Annotated in this window: 11 protein-coding genes and 1 pseudogene; 6 read left to right on the forward strand and 6 right to left on the reverse strand. The window is 63.2% G+C overall.

Annotated elements, in window-relative coordinates; all coding sequences use genetic code 11:
* Positions 1-95 precede the first annotated feature (95 nt).
* From AC07T0_RS13830 to AC07T0_RS13845, 4 genes are all read left to right on the forward strand, one after another.
* Positions 96-1,232, forward strand: a complete 1,137-nt coding sequence (locus tag AC07T0_RS13830) for an aminotransferase class I/II-fold pyridoxal phosphate-dependent enzyme (RefSeq protein ID WP_495001706.1) — start codon at positions 96-98, stop codon at positions 1,230-1,232.
* Positions 1,229-2,200, forward strand: a complete 972-nt coding sequence (locus AC07T0_RS13835) for a Rossmann-fold NAD(P)-binding domain-containing protein (RefSeq protein ID WP_495001707.1) — start codon at positions 1,229-1,231, stop codon at positions 2,198-2,200. Before AC07T0_RS13830 ends, AC07T0_RS13835 begins: the two co-directional genes overlap by 4 nt.
* Before the next feature lie 169 nt (positions 2,201-2,369).
* Positions 2,370-2,993 (forward strand): helix-turn-helix transcriptional regulator, encoded by a 624-nt coding sequence (locus AC07T0_RS13840; protein WP_495001708.1) that lies wholly within the window; start codon positions 2,370-2,372, stop codon positions 2,991-2,993.
* Positions 2,994-3,079: 86 nt separating this feature from the next.
* Positions 3,080-4,333 carry a 3-phosphoshikimate 1-carboxyvinyltransferase gene (locus AC07T0_RS13845; RefSeq protein WP_495001709.1) on the forward strand — a complete coding sequence of 418 codons (1,254 nt, stop codon included), beginning with the start codon at positions 3,080-3,082 and terminating at the stop codon, positions 4,331-4,333.
* 9 nt (positions 4,334-4,342) lie between these two features.
* Here AC07T0_RS13845 and AC07T0_RS13850 read toward each other — a convergent pair whose 3' ends face one another.
* Complete coding sequence (locus AC07T0_RS13850; RefSeq protein ID WP_495001710.1) at positions 4,343-4,993, reverse strand: HAD family hydrolase; 651 nt, start codon at positions 4,991-4,993, stop codon at positions 4,343-4,345.
* 160 nt (positions 4,994-5,153) lie between these two features.
* On the opposite strand from AC07T0_RS13850, the gene AC07T0_RS13855 reads away from it, so the two are divergent.
* Both AC07T0_RS13855 and AC07T0_RS13860 read left to right on the forward strand, forming a co-directional pair.
* A complete protein-coding gene (locus AC07T0_RS13855) occupies positions 5,154-5,372 on the forward strand; it encodes a hypothetical protein (protein ID WP_495001711.1) in 219 nt (72 codons plus the stop codon).
* A 166-nt stretch (positions 5,373-5,538) separates the two neighbouring features.
* Complete coding sequence (locus AC07T0_RS13860; RefSeq protein ID WP_495001712.1) at positions 5,539-5,838, forward strand: putative quinol monooxygenase; 300 nt, start codon at positions 5,539-5,541, stop codon at positions 5,836-5,838.
* A 34-nt stretch (positions 5,839-5,872) separates the two neighbouring features.
* On the opposite strand, the pseudogene AC07T0_RS13865 reads toward AC07T0_RS13860, so the two are convergent.
* The 5 genes and pseudogenes from AC07T0_RS13865 to AC07T0_RS13885 form a co-directional block, all read right to left on the reverse strand.
* Positions 5,873-6,121, reverse strand: a pseudogene (locus AC07T0_RS13865) (DUF2493 domain-containing protein); the annotation flags it as partial.
* Positions 6,109-7,839 carry a Na/Pi cotransporter family protein gene (locus AC07T0_RS13870; protein WP_495001713.1) on the reverse strand — a complete coding sequence of 577 codons (1,731 nt, stop codon included), beginning with the start codon at positions 7,837-7,839 and terminating at the stop codon, positions 6,109-6,111. The gene AC07T0_RS13870 and the pseudogene AC07T0_RS13865, both read right to left, overlap by 13 nt.
* Positions 7,840-8,013: 174 nt before the next feature.
* Positions 8,014-10,725, reverse strand: coding sequence for a magnesium-translocating P-type ATPase (gene mgtA / locus AC07T0_RS13875; protein WP_495001714.1), 2,712 nt, complete (start codon positions 10,723-10,725; stop codon positions 8,014-8,016).
* A gap of 286 nt (positions 10,726-11,011) precedes the next feature.
* Complete coding sequence (locus AC07T0_RS13880) at positions 11,012-11,308, reverse strand: hypothetical protein (protein WP_495001715.1); 297 nt, start codon at positions 11,306-11,308, stop codon at positions 11,012-11,014.
* Positions 11,309-11,728: 420 nt separating this feature from the next.
* Positions 11,729-14,362: an MGH1-like glycoside hydrolase domain-containing protein gene (locus AC07T0_RS13885; RefSeq protein WP_495001716.1), complete on the reverse strand. Its 2,634-nt coding sequence runs from the start codon at positions 14,360-14,362 to the stop codon at positions 11,729-11,731.
* Positions 14,363-14,400 lie beyond the last annotated feature (38 nt).

The raw sequence follows: 14,400 nt of genomic DNA on the forward strand, positions 1-14,400 counted from the left end.
AAATAGACAGTTTGTATAATTCTGCGTATTCTCAGTCCAAGGCCTGTTGTCCCTGACACGAGGGCCGTGACTTGAATCGACCTGGGGAACAACGCATGGCCACACTTCCGGATTTTCGACTGGAGACCTACTTTTCCAAGTGGGAATTCTCCGCGCGCTACCATATGACCGCGTCCGATGCGCAAAGCCTGACCATCAAGGACCTGCTGGCGCTGGCCGACGCGCCGGACCGCGAAGCCTTCGAGACGCTGTCCCTGGGCTACACCCAGACATTCGGCGCGCCCGAGCTGCTGGACGTGATCGCCTCGACCTACGAGCGCCAGACCCCGGCCAACCTGCTCTGCTTCGCCGGAGCCGAGGAAGGGCTCTACGTGGCCATGCATGCGCTGCTGGACAAAGGCGACCATGCCATTGTGGTGACGCCCAACTACCAGTCTTCGGAAACCATCCCCTTGAGTCTCTGCGAGGTGACGGGCGTGGCCCTGGACCCGGAGCAGGGCTGGACGCTGGATATCGATGCGCTGGCGGCGGCGATTCGCCCCAACACCCGGCTGATCTCGATCAATTTCCCCCATAACCCCACTGGCAAGATCCTCGAACGCGAGCGTTTTGACGCACTGGTCAACCTGTGTCGCCGGCACGGTATCTACCTGTTCAGCGACGAGGCCTATCGCTTGCTGGGCTTGGGTGAGGGCGGGCAGTTGCCGGCGGTGGCCGATGTCTACGAACGCGGCCTGTCGCTGGCGGTGATGTCCAAGCCCTATGGCTTGCCGGGGTTGCGGATCGGCTGGATTGCCTGCCAGGACCGTGAGTTGCTGTCGCGCATGGAACGCATGAAGCACTACCTGTCGATCTGTAATGCGGGCCCCAGTGAAGTGCTGGCGCGGATCGCGCTCAAGGCCCGCGAGCCGATCCTGGCGCGGATTCACCAACTGATGCGCCACAACCTCACGCTGCTGGACGGGTTTTTCCGTGAGTTCGAAGGGCTGTTCGAGTGGTATCGCCCCGATGGCGGTTGTATTGCCTACCCGCGTTACCTGGGTGCCGAAGGGGTCGAGCGTTTCACCACCGACCTGGTGGAACGCACTGGCGTGCTGTTATTACCGTCGAGCATCTATGAATCGGCACTGGGGCCGGTGCCCCAGGATCGCTTCCGCATCGGCTATGGCCGGGCGCATATGGAGGAGGGGCTGGAGGTGTTTGCCGACTACCTGCGCGGTCGTCGCCCATGAGCCCGATAGCGCTGCCGGTCTACGGCTTGGGCGAGTTGCGCGACGTGCTGCTGCGCAAGGATATGTTGCGAGTGGTGCGTGAGGCTTTTATCCGTCATGCCGAGGGTGAAGTCGTCGCGCCCGGTGGCGGTGAGTTGCTGTTCCAGGATCCGCCGGGGGATTGTCATATCAAGTTCGGCCATTTTCGCGGTGGCCAGATGTTGGTGGTCAAGGTGGCGATGGGCTTCTATGAGAACGCCGCCAAGGGGCTTGAGACCAACAACGGCCTGATGTTGGTTTTCGATGCACGGACCGGGGCGACGTTGGCTGTGCTTAATGATGAGGGCTGGTTGACCAGTTGGCGGACCGCCGCGGCCGGGGCGTTGGCGGCCAAGGCCGGCGCGCCGTCGAAAATTTCGGCGCTGGGCATTGTCGGTACGGGGCATCAGGCCGAACACCAGGCGCGCTGGGGCGCCGAGATGCTCGGCATCGACCGGGTGTTTATCTGGGGCCGAAGCCCGGAGAAAGCCGCGCGGCTGGCGGCCAGTCTCAGCCATCAGGGCTTGATCGCCCAGGCGCTGCCGAGCGTGGAGCAACTGTTCGAGTGTTGTAACGTGGTGATCACCTGCACGCCTTCGACGGCAGCGCTGGTCCCGGCTTCGGCGGTGCGGCCCGGCACCCATATCGTCGCGCTGGGGGCCGACAGCCTTGGCAAGCAGGAACTGGACCCGGCGATTCTGGCCCGGGCCCGGGTGATCATGACCGATGATCGTCATCAATGCGCCGAGCGGGGCGAGTTGGCCCATGCCCTGGCGGCGGGGCTGGTTGAGTCCGGGGTCGATGTTTCACTGGGGCAGGTGCTGGCGGGCAAGGTCCCGGGACGCTTCAGCGACGAGGACGTGACCGTGGCCGACCTGACGGGATTGGCGGCCCATGACATCGCCATTGCCAGCCTGGCGATCGAGTCGCTGCGCAACGCCGAGCGCTAGGCGCCGTTGTAGGCGCAACCGGTCGACGCTCGATTGCTCACGATGGGCTCAAGAGCGCCGCGTGTACCTGATAAACACGCGTTATCGTTAACGACCATCGCGAGCAAGCTCGCTCCTACAGGGGGCATTGCGTACAATTTCCACTTATTTTCAATGGCCCGGCTCCCCTATGGTCGATATCGCCTTTATGAACGCCGCCGCCGAAGGCTTCGCGGCGTTGCTGTTTCCCGACCTCGAAGCGGTGGTCCACGATGTTCGCAGCGCACGGATCACTCATATCGCCAATGGCTTCTCCCGGCGCAAGGTCGGCGATCCCTCGCTGCTCGACGACCTCGCTGAACTGGAGCAGGGCGCGGACGTCATCGGCCCCTACGAAAAAAACGGGGCCAACAACCGCCAGTTGCGCTCCATCAGCATCGCCGCGCGCGCCGACAGCGGTGAGATCGTGGCCCTGCTGTGCCTGAATTTCGATGTCACGGCCCTGTCCCAGGTGCAGAAGTTGCTCGGCGGCTTTGCCGCCGGCCTCAAACCACAACCACGCCCGCAGGCGTTGTTCAACGCCGACTGGCGGGAAAAACTCAACGATATCGTCGAGGCGATCTCGGTCCGCCAATCTGTGCGCCGCAGCGATTTCGGCCGTGGGGAAGTCCGCCTGGCGCTGATCGAGGCCAAGGCCTGCGGGCTGCTGGATATCCGCAATTTCGTCGATTATTTCGCTGAATACTTCGAGATTTCCCGGGCGACGGTTTACAACTACCTGAAAGCCATTGCCGCCGACGACGGAAACGGATGATCCAGCGGGCGCATTAATGGCATCATGGCGGACTGTCGAGGCGCACTGGCTTGTGCGCTTATCTTTAGAGCCTGGAGAGTTGATGAATGGCTGTGCAGCAAACCCTCACCGTGATCCCGCCGAACGCGCCCCTGAACGGAAAGGTGACGCCGCCCGGTTCGAAGTCGATCACTAATCGGGCCTTGTTGCTCGCCGCCCTGGCCAAGGGCACCAGCCGCCTGTCCGGCGCGCTGAAAAGCGATGACACCCGCCACATGTCCACCGCCCTGCGGCAGATGGGCGTGCAGATCGACGAGCCGGACGAAACCACCTTCGTGGTCACCGGCAATGGCAAGCTGCAAGTGCCGGAGCAACCGCTGTTCCTCGGCAATGCCGGGACCGCGGTGCGCTTCCTGACCGCGGCGGTGACCACGGTGAACGGCCGCGTGGTGCTGGACGGCGACCACTATATGCGCAAGCGTCCGATCGGCCCGCTGCTCGAAGCCCTGCAACGCGGTGGCCTGGATGTCGCCAGCGAGACCGGTTGCCCACCCGTGATCGTGAATGGGCGTGGTGGCGTGCAGGCCAAGCGTTTCGAGATCGACGGCGGCCTGTCCAGCCAGTACGTATCGGCATTGCTGATGCTGGCGGCCTGCGGCGAGGCGCCGATCGAGGTGGCGCTGACCGGCAAGGACATCGGTGCCCGCGGTTACGTCGACCTGACCATCGCCTGCATGCAGGCCTTCGGTGCCCAGGTCGAAGTGCTCGACGAGACCCTCTGGCGCGTCGCGGCCACTGGCTACCATGCCTGTGACTACCGGATCGAGCCGGATGCTTCGGCGGCCACTTACCTGTGGGCGGCGCAAGCCCTGACCGACGGCCATATCGACCTGGGCGTGGCCGGCGAAGACTTCACCCAGCCGGACGCCAAGGCGCTGGAAGTGATCCAGCAGTTCCCGCATATGCCGGCGCTGATCAACGGTTCGCAGATGCAGGACGCCATCCCGACCCTGGCGGTGCTGGCGGCGTTCAATACAACCCCGGTGCGTTTCGTCGAGCTGGCGAACCTGCGGGTCAAGGAATGCGATCGGGTCCAGGCGCTGTTCGATGGCCTCAACGGCATTCGTCCGGGCCTGGCGAGCGTGGAAGGTGACGACCTGCTGGTGGCTGCCGATCCGGCCCTGGCTGGCACCACCTGCGATGCCCTGATCGACACCCACTCCGACCATCGCATTGCCATGTGCTTTGCCCTGGCCGGTCTGAAAGTGGCGGGTATCCGTATCCAGGACCCCGATTGCGTGGCCAAGACCTACCCGGATTACTGGAAGGCCCTGGCTTCGCTGGGCGTACAGTACGCCTGACGGATTCGCTCAGGCCTGGACCAGCGCCAGGCCCTGATCGTTGATATCGATGGCGACCTGGCGGTAATCGGCCAGCACCCGGTGCGGGGTTTCCATCGGGTGGGCGTGGGTGGCACTGATCACCACCACCCGGGCCTCAGCCGCTTCGCCGGCGCTAATGCCCGCCGGGGCATCTTCAAATACCAGGCAGTCTTGTGGGCGAACGCCCAAGCGCCGCGCCGCCAGCAGGTAGCAATCGGGCGCCGGCTTGCCGTGGGCGATATCCTCGGCGGTGATTACCAACGCTGGAAAGTCCAGGCCGGCCGCGGCCATCCGGCGTTCGGCCAGGGCCCGTGGCGCCGAGGTGACAATCGCCCAGCGCTCCGCTGGCAGGCTGGCGAGAAAGGCTTTCGCGCCCTCGATGGCGATCACACCTTCGACGTCGTCGATTTCGGCCTGGGTGATCGCCGCGGCTTCACGCTCGGGATCGACGCCCGGCAGGTTCTGGCGGCGCACGGTCTCGATACTGCGGACACCGTGAATGGTCGGCAGGAAAGTTTCCACATCGAGGCCGTGGCGCTCTGCCCACCGGGCCCAGACGCGCTCGGCGGCGGCGATGGAGTTGAGCAACGTCCCGTCCATATCGAATAGAAACGCCGCGAATCGCTGACCTTCAACCATCTCTGTTCTCCATGATCAGCCCTTGCCTCAGGGCAAAACGCTATGCTAACACGGGCTTTTCAGATGTTTTTTGGCGGCCGGCCATACAGCAACCTGTGCCTGCATTGCCTACACTGAAATTGACAGCCCGGGTGGTCCGGGCTGCTGACGCGAGGTGCGTATGGACACTCAACCTGCTTCCCCGTTCACGGCATTTGCGTATTCGCGCGTCCAGGCCATGCCCTGGCGCCAGGTGCCGATCCCGGATGAGGATCAAGAACCGCCCAGTGAGAGCCCGAGCGACGAAACCGATGAGCAGGTGCCACCGCAAACCTGGAAACACCCCGACGACGGCAAGAGCCTGTCGGAGCTGGATGAAGAACTGCCGCTCAAACCCTGAGGCACACGGCCCGGCGCAAAGCCGGGCGGTGCCGTTGGTCTGCCGCTGAAAACCCGGACCCGATCAACGCCGCGCCCGTGGCGAATGCGCTCCTTTGACTTGAAGGCGCCGGGGCAAGGGCTCATGATCGCACACGACCTCATCTCCCTTGATTCCAGGAAATTCCATGAACCATGAAATTCGTGTTGTGGCCATCCTTCATGCCAAACCGGGCAAGGCCGCGGAGCTGGAGCCCCATCTCAGGGCGTGCGTAGTACCTTCCCGCGCCGAGCCCGGCTGCCGTGAATATATCCTGCATGTCGATCAGGCCGACCCCGAGCGTTTCGTCTTCGTCGAGCGCTGGATCGATCAAGCTGCCATCGAACACCACCGCAACACCGCGCACTACCGGGTGATGGCCGTGGCAATCGGCGATTTGTTGAGCGCGCGCCAGGTGCTGCAGCTGGATGAGGTCCCTGGGCAGTAACGCGGATGAACCTGGCTGGCAAGCGCCAGGTTCGCGGCCGGTTTTCTAGAAGCGCACCGTTGCGCCGACGTTCGGCCTGCTTGCCGTAGAGCTGCCAATTGGACGGATAGCGCACCAGATGCACCGCGTTTTCCCGGGCCCAATCCTCGATTTCGCTGCCCAGGAACTGGTTGCCGCCGTGGATCAGCACGCCCATCTTGTGGGTCCGGTGATAGGCCTCCAGGATCTTCCGGCACATGGCGGCATTGAGGTCGTAGCGCCCGGCGCAGATCAGGACGCGCATGGGTAGTTGTCCTTGTCGGTCAAGTGCTCGTGGTGGAGTTCAAGGCCGTGCCCGGGCCCTGGCGCCGGCTCGTTCGCGCCCAGGGGCCGGGCTTCCAGGGCGCGTTCTCCCGAGCGTTCGAGAACCGGATAGGCCAGCGCCGCGATGTGGTGGTGCACGCGCCGGTAATCGCGCAGCACCCGCTGGAAAATATCTCCCGATTCGGCCCAGGTGCTCTTGTCAGCACTGAGTTTGCGAAAGTGCTCGCGGCTGGCACTGGCTTCCAGGCGGCGAATCACTTCCTTGCGCTCGACCAGGCGGTGGGCGGTGACGATGTCTTCGCGCAGGAACACCGTGACCGCCAGGCTGAGGCTTTCGCGCAGTTCCTCGTGCAGCGGATAGATGTGCGCCAACTCGAACGCCGAGAAGCGTTCGCCACGGCGGCGCCGACGTGCCGCCAACTGGGCGAGGTTGCTGGAAAGAATGTCGCCGGCATGTTCCAGGTTGATCACGAACATGAGGATTTCCTGGGCGCGGTCGGCATCCTCGTCGCTCAGGCCGTCCTGGCCGATATCCGCCAGATAAGCGCGGATCGCCGCGCTGAGCAGGTCCAGGGACTGGTCGAGCTGACGGATATCTTCGGCCGACACTTCGCCGGGTTTCTGGAACAGTTGCAGCACCCGGTCGAGCATCACCGCGAGCATGTCGGCGATCCGCAGGGCTTCGCGCACGGCGTTCGACAGGCCGATATTGGCCACTTCCAGGCCGGCCTCGTCGAGGTACTGCGGCATGCCCGGGTCGGCGGCCTGCTCCGGTGTTGGCAGCAGCCGGGTCAGGCCGTTGGCGAGCCAGTCCACCAGGCCGATAAAGCCCAGGCCCAGGAGCAGGTTGAAGGCGATATGCAGGTAGACCACCAGATGGGCGGGAGCGACGGCGGTGTCGGCCAGGCTTTTGCCGAGCAGCGAGGCGAACGGCAGCACCAGCAGCGCGCCGAACAGTCGCACCAGCAGGTTGCCCAGGGGCAGGCGTCGGGCGACCGGGGTCGTGGCATTCATCACCGAGGGCAGGGCGCCGCCGATATTGACCCCGAGCACCAGGGCCAGGGTGGTGACCGGCGACATCAGCCCGGTACCGGCCAGGGAGGCGATCAACAGGATCAGCGCGACGCTGGAATGGCACATCCAGGTCAGCACTACCGCCACCAGCAGGGCGATCAACAGGTCGCCGTCCAGGCCTTGCATGAGCACATGGAACAGTGGCGTGCTTTCCATCTGCCCGAGGGCGGCGCTGAGCAGGCTCAGGGCGAGCAGCATCAGGCCCAGGCCGATCAGGGCACAGCCGACGCTTTCATAGCGCGAATCGTCGCGCAGGCGAAACACCACGAAGCCCGCCAGCAACACCAGGGGGATGGCGATCGAGGTGTCGAAGCTGAGCAGTTGCACGACCAGGGTCGAGCCGATATTGGCCCCGAGCATCACCGCCAGCGCCGGAGCGAGGCTGAGGGTGCCGGCGGCGGTGAAGGAGGTGGCCATCAGGCTGACCGCGGTGCTGCTTTGCAGCACGCTGGTGATGCCGATGCCGCAGAGCAGGGCCTTCCAGCGTTTATCCAGATTGCGGCCCAGGCCATTGCGCAGCTGGGTGCCAAAGCCGCGTAGCAGGGCGGTTGAAATCATATGGGTGCCCCACAGCAACAGGGTTATGGCGCCGGCGAGGTGGATCAACAGAGCGGTTCCAGACATGAGGATTCTCCACGTACTGGTTTTTTACTTTCCGGAAATACAATGGTGTGAACGCCACGAACCCTGTAGGAGCCAGCTTGCTGGCGATGAGGCCGGGGAGTCTTGCATCGACCTTGCGGATGCTATCGCCAGCAAGCTGGCTCCTACAGGTTCGGTGTCATCCTTGGCGTCGCGTTAGAACCACTGCTTGAAGCGGCGGATATAGAACGTCTTCATGCCCTGGGCCACCACGCAGTAGGCCAGCAGGGTGCCCACCAGCCATGGGAAATAGGCCATCGGCAACGGCACCAGGCCCACCAGCGTGCCCAGTTGCGAGAACGGCAGGTAGATACCGATGGACACCGCGAGGCAGGTCATGACGATGATCGGCAACGAGGCGGTGCTCTGGAAGAACGGGATTTTCTGGGTCCGCAGCATATGCACCACCAGCGTCTGCGACAGCAGGCCTTCGATAAACCAGCCGGACTGGAACAGTGCCTGGGCTTCCACGCTGTTGGCGGCGAACACGTACCACATCAGGGCAAAGGTGGTCATGTCGAAGATCGACGAGGTCGGCCCGATCCACAGCATGAAGCGGCCGATGTTCTTCGCATCCCACTTGCGCGGCTTGCGCAGGAATTCCTTGTCCATCTTGTCCCACGGCAGGGCCAGCTGGGAGATGTCGTAGATCAGGTTCTGCAGCAGCAGGTGGATCGACAGCATCGGCAGGAACGGGATGAACGCACTGGCCACCAACACCGAGAACACGTTGCCGAAGTTGGAACTGGCGGTCATGTTCAGGTACTTCATGATATTGCCGAAGGTTTCGCGGCCCTTGAGCACACCTTCTTCCAGCACCATCAGGCTCTTTTCCAGCAGGATGATATCGGCCGATTCCTTGGCGATGTCCGTGCCGCTGTCCACCGAGATGCCGACATCGGCATCGCGCAGGGCCGGTGCATCGTTGATGCCGTCGCCGAGGAAACCGACGGTGTGGCCGTTGGCTTGCAGGGCCTTGAGCACCCGGGACTTCTGCAGTGGGGTCAGTTTGGCGAAGACCGTGCGTTCCTCGACCCGCAGCTTGAGGGTCGCCTCGTCCATGTGTTCGATGTCCTGGCCGAGCAGCGGCAGGCCCGGCTCCAGACCGACTTCGCGGCAGATCTTGCAGGTGACCACGGCGTTGTCGCCGGTCAGCACCTTGACCGTGACACCGATATCGCGCAAGGCGGCAATCGCCGGCCCGGCGGTTTCCTTCGGTGGGTCGAGGAAGGTCAGGAAGCCACGGATGACCAGCTCACGCTCATCGGCGGTCTTGTATTGCGCCTTGGTTTGCGGTTGGAGAATGTCGCGGGTCGCCAGCAGCAGGACGCGGAAACCGTCCTTGTTGTAATCGTTGGCCAGGGCCAGCAGGGTCTTGCGGCGCTGCTCGTCCAGGGCCACGACGTTATTGCCTTCCATGACGTGGCTGGAGATGGCGAGCATTTCCTCGACCGCGCCCTTGCACACCAACAGGTGATCGTTGCGGCTGTCCTTGACGATGATCGACAGGCGCCGACGGACAAAGTCGAAGGGCAGTTCATCAACCTTGCTGTAGGCGAGCGGTTCCTGGAAGTTGGGATTCTCCCGGGAGAACTGCAGGACCGCCTGGTCCATCAGGTTCTTCATGCCGCTCTGGTGATAGCTGTTGAGCCAGGCCAGCCCCAGCACTGCTTCGTCGCGTTGACCGACGGCGTCGACGTGGTGCTCGAGGATGATCTTGTCCTGGGTCAGGGTGCCCGTCTTGTCGGTGCACAGCACGTCCATGGAACCGAAGTTCTGGATGGCGTTCAGGCGTTTGACCACCACCTTGCGTCGGGCCATGGCCATGGCGCCCTTGGCGAGGTTGGCGCTGACGATCATCGGCAGCATTTCCGGGGTCAGGCCCACCGCGACCGCCAAGGCGAAGAGCAGGGCATCGCTCCAGTCGCCTTTGGAGAAGCCGTTGAGCAGGAACACGATCGGCACCATCACCAGCATGAAGCGGATCAGTAGCCAACTGACGCTGTTCACCCCGCGGTCAAAGGCGGTCTGCACCCGCGAGCCGACAATTGCCTTGGCCAGCGAGCCGAAGTAGGTGCGCGCACCGGTGGCGACCACCACGGCTTTGGCGGTGCCGCTGACCACGTTGGTGCCCATGAAGCAGATGTTCTGCAGGTCCAGCAGATTGCTCTGATCGGTGTTGGTGGAGGCGGACTTTGCCGCGACATCGCCGAGGGTGTCGTACTTTTCCACCGGCAAGGCTTCGCCAGTGAGCACCGCCTGGCTGATAAACAGGTCACGGGACTCGATCAGGCGGATATCCGCCGGAATCATGTCACCGGCCGACAGGTGCACGATATCGCCGGCCACCAGGTCGCGCATCGGCACTTCGCGCAGTACCGGCTTGTTGCCCAGTTGTTCGCGACGCAGCACGGTGGCGGTGGTGCGGACCATGGCCTTGAGGGCTTCGGCGGACTTGGCCGAACGGTGTTCCTGCCAGAAGCGCAGGGTACTGCTCAGGGTCACCATGGTCATAATGATGATGACCTTGGTCAGGTCACCTTCTTCGCCAGCACGCTCGGCCAGCCAGAAATCGGTGAAGAAGCTGATGCCGGCGAGGATCAGCAGTACGTAGATGAAGGGGTTGTTCAGCGCCTGGAGGAACTGGACAAGCGCGTGTGGCGGCTTGTCGTGGGCGACTTCGTTGAAGCCTTCGCGTTGCAGGCGGCCGGCGGCATCCAGTTCGGTCAGGCCATCACGGCTGGCGTTGACGTTGCTGAAGGTGGTGGCGAGGGTGTGTTGGGCTTCACGAGCGGCGCGCATCGACAGCTTGCTGTCTTCCTTGGCGCGGTTTGCGGTTGGCCGGATAGGGTCTTTGACTGCGTTCATAGCGATGCCTCTGTCACCTCTGCGTGACCGGGCATATAGACGACTCACCTATTCAACAGGCGAACGAATACAGGCCGAGTCACGCCGGGGCGATGGATTCGAATAAGAGGGTTTATAAGGTTTTAACGTTCGCTGCCCGTCCACGAAAGAGTAACGGACAGCGAACCGTCTACTGGCTTCGTCCATAATGAAGTGCTCAAGTTTTAATAATTAAGGATATGACAATGCCGTGCACTTCCAAGTTGGAAATGCTGTTGCGGTAGTTGTCAGTGTCAGCGCCAGGCGATTAAGCGGCGCGGGCCTCGACATACAGGTTCAGGGTCAGGCCGGCGCGCTGGAACAGCTGCGCAAGCCCAAGACTCTGCGGGTCCTGGCTGTCATCGAAATTCCAGCGTTGCTGCAGCTGACCGGTGGCCGGGCAGATACGCCAGCCGATGGAGGCGCGTGCGCAAGCCTTGGAGGAGGCGGGGGCGGCGAACAGGGCATGGCCGCGCGCCGATTTCACCGGTTCGCGGGACAGTTTGACGCGCATGTTCGAAGCAAAGGCGCGAACGCCGGGCATTACAGAGGATTTGAAAGTCATAACACACCTCGCGACCGGACTGGCGCCGGCAGAGGCGAGTTACGGAAAGAGCATCAAGCCCTGGCGCAGCTCACCCGACCTGTGCGTCGAGTCCCGTCATTTTCTGGGTTAAGCGTCCGGTGAGCCGCATACGCGGGAACCGGACAGCGTCTAGATACTGTGTCCATTGGGTTCTTTTGTGAGTTAAAAAAAGGCCTGAGCAGCAGGCAGGGGAAATTTACTCAACGAAGTGCTTGAAGTCAACATCCAATGTGGCGTTTTGTTGGAGTAACCTGAATATAAGCTGACGTGATGGAAATGAGTTTCGGGCATTGAGTTCTGAAGTTGTTTTGTTGCCATGAAATGAATATGTACCGAGCTGTTTGGGTGCATATTCATGGGGACGTTTAACCAGGCTGATGTTTTCAGCCTGGCAGCGGATCATTTTCGCGGTTGCAGCAACAAGGCCACCAGCGCGCTCCAACCGGTCTGATGGGAGGCGCCGAGGCCGCGTCCGCTGTCGCCGTGGAAATACTCATGAAACAGCACCAGGTCGCGACTCGCCGGGTCGGCCTGCAACTGTGCATAGGCCGCCATGGTCGGCCGCCGGCCGTCCTCGTCCAGCAGGAACAGCGAGGTCAGGCGCCGGCCCAGGCCGTCGGCGACTTCGCCGAGTGACGACAGGTAGCCGGAACCGCTGGGGTACTCCACGGAAAAGTGATCATCGTAGTAACGGTGGAATTCGCGCAGCGATTCGATCAGCAGGTAGTTGATCGGCATCCACAACGGCCCGCGCCAGTTGGAGTTGCCACCGTACAGGCGCGAGTCGGACTCCGCCGGCTGATAGCGGGCGCTGAGGAGCTTGCCGTCGAGCTGCAGGGCCAATGGCTGTTCGGCAAATGCCTTGGACAGCGAGCGGACGCCGAAGTCGGAGAGAAACTCGGCCTCATCGAGCATGCGCTTGAGCAGGTTCTTGGTCCGTTCGCCGCGCAGCAGGGCCAGCAGCAGGCGATTGCCGTCGCCGGGTTCGTTCCAGCGCGAGACCAGGGCCGCGAGATCCGGCCGGTGGTGCAGGAAGCCCAGCAGCCGCTCACGCAGGCCGGGCAGGCCTTCGTGTTCGCGCTGCTCCAGCACCAGCACGGCGAACAGTGGCATCAGCCCGACGATGGAGCGCAGGCGCACCGGTTCGCTGCGCCCATCGGGATGTTGCAGCACGTCGTAGAAGAATTCGTCCTGGCTGTCCCACAGGCCTTCGGCGCTGTCATCGACCCGGTTGATCGCCCCGGCGATATAGAGAAAGTGCTCGAAGAATTTCACCGCGATATCGACATACACCGGATTGCGCTTGGCCAGTTCCAGGGCCATGCGCATCATGTCCAGGGCATAGGCGGCGACCCAGGCGGTGCCGTCGGCCTGATCCAGGGTGTCGCCGGGCGGCAGGTCGTCGGAGCGGTTGAACAAGGCAATATTGTCCAGCCCCAGGAAGCCGCCCTGGAACAGGTTGCGGCCCTCGGCGTCCTTGCGGTTGACCCACCAGGAGAAGTTCAGCAGCAGCTTGTGGAAGATCCGTTCGAGGAAATCCAGGTCGCCGGTCCCCATCAGTTCCTTTTCCCGCTGGTAGACCCGCCACGACGCCCAGGCATGCACTGGCGGGTTGGCGTCGTCGAAACGCCACTCGTAGGCGGGCAACTGGCCGTTGGGGTGCATGAAGCGGTCTTTGACCAGGAGCAGCAACTGCTGCTTGGCGAAGCCCGGATCGATCAGGGCGAAGGCCACCGCCTGGAAACCCAGGTCCCAGGAGGCGTACCAGGGGTATTCCCATTTGTCCGGCATGGAGACAATGTCGAAGTTCGACAGATGCCGCCAGTGTTTGTTGCGGATATGCAGGCGTTCGGCCGGCGGTTGCGGTTGTGTCGGGTCGCCGTCGAGCCACTGGTTCACGTCGAAGTAATAGAGCTGCTTGGACCACAGCAGGCCGGCCAGGGCCTGGCGCTGGACATTGCGCGCGTCGGCGTCGGCCAGGTCATGTTGCAGGGCGGCATAAAAGTCATCGGCTTCCTGGCGGCGCTTGGCGAACAGCTGACGGGCATTGATTTTTTCGCTGTCGGGCGCGGCGAAGCGCAGGTAGACCGTGCGGGTTTCATCCCCTTGCAGTGTCAGGGAAAAGTGCGCCGCCACCCGTGTCCCGGCATCCCGGCGAATGCTCTCGGCGCCGTCGACCACATGGTCGTTGATGCCATCCTTGAACGGGCCGCCGGCTTGCGAACCGTTCAGTCGCCGGGTGTTGGTTTCGTTTTCGCAGAACAGCCATTCGAAGCCGCCATCGCCCCAGGCACTGGCTTGCATCGGGTCACAGCCGGCGTGCTGGGCGATGACCCGGTCGCCTTCCAGGGTCAGGCTCGGCCGCCGGGCATGGAGGCTCCAGCTCCAGTCATTGCGCGCCCAGAGATGCGGCAGCACCCGCAGGCGCGCGGGTAGGTGAAAGCGGTTGTGCACGCTGACCCGCATGACGATGTCGTTCGGCCCCTGCTTGGCGTACTCCACCGTGATATCGAAATAGCGATTGTCCTCGAACACCCCGGTATCGAGGATCTCGTACTCGGCATCGCCCAGGCCGCGCCGGGCATTTTCCGTGACCAGGTCGTTGTAGGGGAAGGCCGCCTGCGGGTATTTGTAGAGCATGCGCATGTATGCGTGGCTGGGCACGCCGTCGAGGTAGAAGTACAGCTCCTTGACGTCTTCACCGTGATTGCCTTCGGCGTTGTTCAGGCCGAACAGGCGCTCCTTGAGAATCGGGTCGCGCTCGTTCCAGAGGGCCAGCCCGAGGCACCAGTGCTGGGACCTGTCGGAGAACCCCGCCAGGCCATCCTCGCCCCAGCGATAGGCGCGGCTGCGGGCGTGATCGTGGGGGAAATAGGCCCAGGCATCGCCGTCGGCGCTGTAGTCCTCGCGTACCGTGCCCCATTGCCGTTCGCTCAGGTACGGTCCCCATTCGCGCCAGCGGGCGGCATCCTCGCCCGCCAGGCGCTGGCCTTCAAGGGTGTCGAGAAGCGTCGCTGCTGGTTTGGCCGTCATCGGGTCTTCCGTCGCTGGGGGACTGAGCAGCAGTGTAG

It is taken from the genome of Pseudomonas sp. GW821-FHT04D07, assembly GCF_059420225.1.